The organism is Mesorhizobium sp. M7A.F.Ca.MR.362.00.0.0, from assembly GCF_004023175.1.
GTDB lineage: Bacteria > Pseudomonadota > Alphaproteobacteria > Rhizobiales > Rhizobiaceae > Mesorhizobium.
This window is the reverse complement of the sequence record NZ_RZTF01000219.1, coordinates 1-3,529: the sequence shown is the minus strand read 5'-3', so window position 1 is coordinate 3,529 and position 3,529 is coordinate 1. Positions and strand designations below refer to the sequence as shown.

General features: G+C 63.5%; 4 protein-coding genes and 2 pseudogenes. 4 read left to right on the top strand and 2 right to left on the bottom strand.

Annotated elements, in window-relative coordinates; all coding sequences use genetic code 11:
* The 4 genes and pseudogenes from EOC06_RS43310 to EOC06_RS23450 form a co-directional block, all read left to right on the top strand.
* A partial coding sequence (locus EOC06_RS43310; RefSeq protein ID WP_245469961.1) for an MTH938/NDUFAF3 family protein occupies nucleotides 1–261 on the top strand: 261 nt, incomplete at its 5' end.
* Nucleotide 262: 1 nt separating this feature from the next.
* Nucleotides 263–1,105 carry a phytoene/squalene synthase family protein gene (locus EOC06_RS23460; protein WP_164898701.1) on the top strand — a complete coding sequence of 281 codons (843 nt, stop codon included), beginning with the start codon at nucleotides 263–265 and terminating at the stop codon, nucleotides 1,103–1,105.
* Nucleotides 1,106–1,180: 75 nt separating this feature from the next.
* The gene (locus EOC06_RS23455) at nucleotides 1,181–1,627 is read left to right on the top strand and encodes a hypothetical protein (protein ID WP_127380888.1); all 447 of its coding nucleotides are present in this window, start codon (nucleotides 1,181–1,183) and stop codon (nucleotides 1,625–1,627) included.
* Nucleotides 1,614–1,778, top strand: a pseudogene (locus EOC06_RS23450) (sterol desaturase family protein); the annotation flags it as partial. The gene EOC06_RS23455 and the pseudogene EOC06_RS23450, both read left to right, overlap by 14 nt.
* Nucleotides 1,779–1,877: 99 nt before the next feature.
* Here EOC06_RS23450 and EOC06_RS45015 read toward each other — a convergent pair.
* Together EOC06_RS45015 and trmFO are read right to left on the bottom strand one after the other, a co-directional pair.
* Nucleotides 1,878–1,994: pseudogene (locus tag EOC06_RS45015) on the bottom strand (type II toxin-antitoxin system ParD family antitoxin); the annotation flags it as partial.
* Between the two features lie 125 nt (nucleotides 1,995–2,119).
* Nucleotides 2,120–3,529: methylenetetrahydrofolate--tRNA-(uracil(54)-C(5))-methyltransferase (FADH(2)-oxidizing) TrmFO (gene trmFO, locus EOC06_RS23440; RefSeq protein ID WP_128308903.1), on the bottom strand; the 1,410-nt coding region annotated here is incomplete at its 5' end.

Genomic DNA, 3,529 nt, shown 5'->3' with positions numbered 1-3,529 from the left:
ATCCATGGCTGGGAACCGGCTGATCCTCTGGTGCTGACGGTGGCGGATTTCGACAAGCTGCTGGCTGAGGCCGGCAAGGTCGAGATCCTGCTGGTCGGCATGGGCAGGGATCTCCGGCCATTGCCCGCCGCATTGCGGGCCGCGCTGAAGGCTGCCGGCATTGCGTCCGACCCGATGTCGACCGGTGCCGCGGTACGGACCTACAATGTCCTTCTGGCGGAAGAGCGCGCCGTGGCCGCCGCGCTCATCGCCGTCGATTGACATGTCCCAGAATGCCAATATCGTCATGGACGCGGTGCGCGCCGCCGACCATGACCGCTATCTGACCGCGCTCTACGCGCCCGACGACAAGCGCGACGCGCTGTTTTCGCTCTACGCCTTCAATGCCGAGATCGCAGGAATCCGCGATCGCATCCATGAAGCGCTGCCGGGCGAGGTGAGGCTGCAATGGTGGCGCGATGTCATTGCCGCTGGCGGAGAAGCGGGCGCCGGCCATCCCACAGCCGAAGCCTTGAACGCCACGATAGCGACGTTCGGCCTGCCGAAGCGGGCCTTCGAGAACATGCTCGATGCACGCATCTTCGACCTCTATGACGACCCGATGCCGTCGCGCACTGACCTGGAAGGCTATTGCGGCGAGACTGCTGCCGCGCTCATCCAGCTTGCGGCGATGGTGCTCGATCCCGTCGGGGCGCCGCGCTTTGCCGATCTGGCGGGCAGGGCAGGCTGTGCGCAGGCGATGACCGGCCTGTTGCTGCTGTTGCCGCTGCATCGCCGGCGCGGACAGTGTTTTGTCCCGGCCGATATTTTGGCGGCGGCGGGATCGTCGCCGGAAGAATTCATTGCTGGTGATGGCGGACCCGGCGCCAAACGCGCGGTGGCGGCGATGATGGCGCTGGCACGGGAACATCTTTCCGCCTTCGAGCAAGGCGCACCGACCTTGCCTGTCTCGCTGCGTCCGGCATTCCTGCCGCTCGCCCTGTCACGTGCCTATCTCGGCAAGATGGAGAATGGTTCGCCGCTCGAAGGCGTCGCGCGGCTATCGGCCTTGCGCCGGCATTGGCTGCTGCTGCGTCGCGCGAGCAAGGGCTGGCCTGCGCTTTGACGTAAACGTCAATCATGTTAAGACGTCCCGCGCCAAACTGTTGCCGAAGACAACAGGCCGGCCCGGAGGAGATGAATGAGCTTACCCATATTGGTGGCGATCGTTACCTTCGGCATCGCGCTGTCGGTTGCGGCGGTGCATTTCACCGGCGGCAGCAAGATAGCGACGCTCAGCAGTGCCAATCGCGCGGTGAGCCGATTCGCTGAGGATTTTCCCGACGAGATCGCGACGGTAGTCCGCCTGACAGCGGATGCCAGGACTGCGTTTCTGGATATCGGGCGAGGGCGCATCGGCATCGTTCACGGCATCGGCGATTGCTTTTTGACCCGCATCGTCACGCCTCAGGATGTCGCGGTTTTGAACACCGAAGATGCGAACACGGTCTCGTTCCGGCTCGCCGATTTTACCTGGAAGGGCGGCCGCTTCCACTTTGCCAGCTCAACGGATGCGCAGGGCCTGCTGGAAGCCTTGAGCCGCAACGTTCGAATTCCACTGCGGAGGCCGCGTGATGGACAGCTATAATTTCCCGCAAGTCACCCAACTGGCCATCCCGTTCTTCGTGGTCGCGATCCTGATCGAGCTTTGGCTGGTGCGCACCGGCCGCGCCAGAGGTTCGTTCGAAACGCGCGACACCTTGACCAGCCTGATGATGGGCACCGGCAATGTCGTTGCGGCTCGAATATTGAGCGGCGAGCTCCCTAAGATGGTCGCGAACCTTTTCCCCCGAATAGCCCGGCCTTGTGTCCTCGATCGACGCCTTCACCCGCGCTCTGATCGACGCCATACGCTCTGCATGTTCCTCTTCTTCGCGCTGGAAGGCGCGAAGGGCTGCACGGATGACTTCACTGGCCGAACCGAAGGAGCCGTCTTCGACCTTCTCCCGGATCATGCGCGCCATAGCGGGCGTGACGGTGACCGACAGTTTCTCGGCGGATTCCATGGATGCCTCTCTTATGTATAAAGTAGGATATTATCCTACTTTATACATAAGATCCAATCAGAATGCGAAGTCGTCTATTCCGCGGCTTCGGCCGTTTGCGCAGCCAACCCCAGCCACTCCCTGCAATCAGCGCGCGCGCGCGAGGTGATGGCGTGCCTTTTGGCAACAGTCTTGTCCTTGCCGCGCATGCGTTTGCCTTCGGTCTTCGGCGCCTCCACCGGCGGGAACAGGCCGAAATTGACGTTCATCGGCTGGAAGGAGCGCTTGCCCGGCTCATCGTCGGACACGATGTGCCCGCCGGTGATGTGGTTGAGCAGGGCGCCGAAGGCCGTGGTCAGCGGCGGCAGGGACGGTGAGTGGCCGAGACGCTCGGCTGCGGCGAAGCGGCCGGCAAGCAGACCGATCGCGGCACTTTCGACATAGCCTTCGCAGCCGGTGATCTGGCCGGCGAAACGCAGGCCGGGCCGCGACTTCAGTTGCAGCGAAGCGTCCAGCAAGGTCGGCGAGTTGATGTAGGTGTTGCGGTGCAGGCCGCCGAGGCGGGCGAAATCGGCGTTTTCGAGACCCGGTATGGTGCGGAACACGCGCACCTGCTCGGCATGCTTCAACTTGGTCTGGAAACCGACCATGTTGTAGAGCGTGCCCAGCGCATTGTCCTGCCGCAGCTGCACCACGGCATAGGCCTTTACGGTCGGATTGTGCGCGTTGGTCAGCCCCATCGGTTTCATCGGCCCGTAGCGCAGCGTCTCGACGCCGCGCTCGGCCATGATCTCGATCGGCAGGCAGCCGTCGAAATAGGGCGTGCCTTCCCATTGCTTGAATTCGGTTTTCTGGCCGTCGACCAGCGCTTGCACGAAGGCAAGGTACTGGTCCTTGTCCATAGGACAATTGATGTAGTCCTTGCCGGTGCCGCCTGGCCCGACCTTGTCGTAGCGCGACTGGAACCAGCAGGTATCCATGTCGATCGTGTCGAAATGGACGATTGGCGCGATGGCGTCGAAGAAGGCGAGCGCATCGGCGCCGGTCGCTTCCGCGATCGACTGGGCAAGCCCGGGGGCGGTCAATGGGCCCGTGGCGACGATCGCCTGGTCCCAATCCGCCGGCGGCAGACCAGGCACTTCCTCGCGCTGGATGGTGATCAGCGGGTGTGCTTCGAGCTTTTTCGTCACTGCGTCGGCGAACCCGTCGCGATCGACGGCCAGCGCGCCGCCGGCCGGAACCTGGTTGGCGTCGCCGGCGCTCATGATCAACGAGCCGGCCAGCCGCATTTCGGCATGCAACAGGCCGACTGCGTTGTTGTCGGCATCGTCGGAGCGGAAGGAATTGGAACAGACGAGCTCGGCCAGGCTGTCGGTCTTGTGTGCATCGGTGCCGCGAACGGGCCGCATTTCATGCAGGATGACCGGAACGCCGGCCTGCGCTGCCTGCCAGGCGGCTTCGGAACCGGCGAGGCCGCCGCCGATGATATGGATGGGGTTTTTGCT

Bases quoted from the DNA above. Each gene is read 5' to 3' on its own strand.
- EOC06_RS23460 (WP_164898701.1), top strand. From the start codon at position 263: ATGTCCCAGAATGCCAATATCGTCATGGACGCGGTGCGCGCCGCCGAC.
- EOC06_RS23455 (WP_127380888.1), top strand. From the start codon at position 1,181: ATGAGCTTACCCATATTGGTGGCGATCGTTACCTTCGGCATCGCGCTG.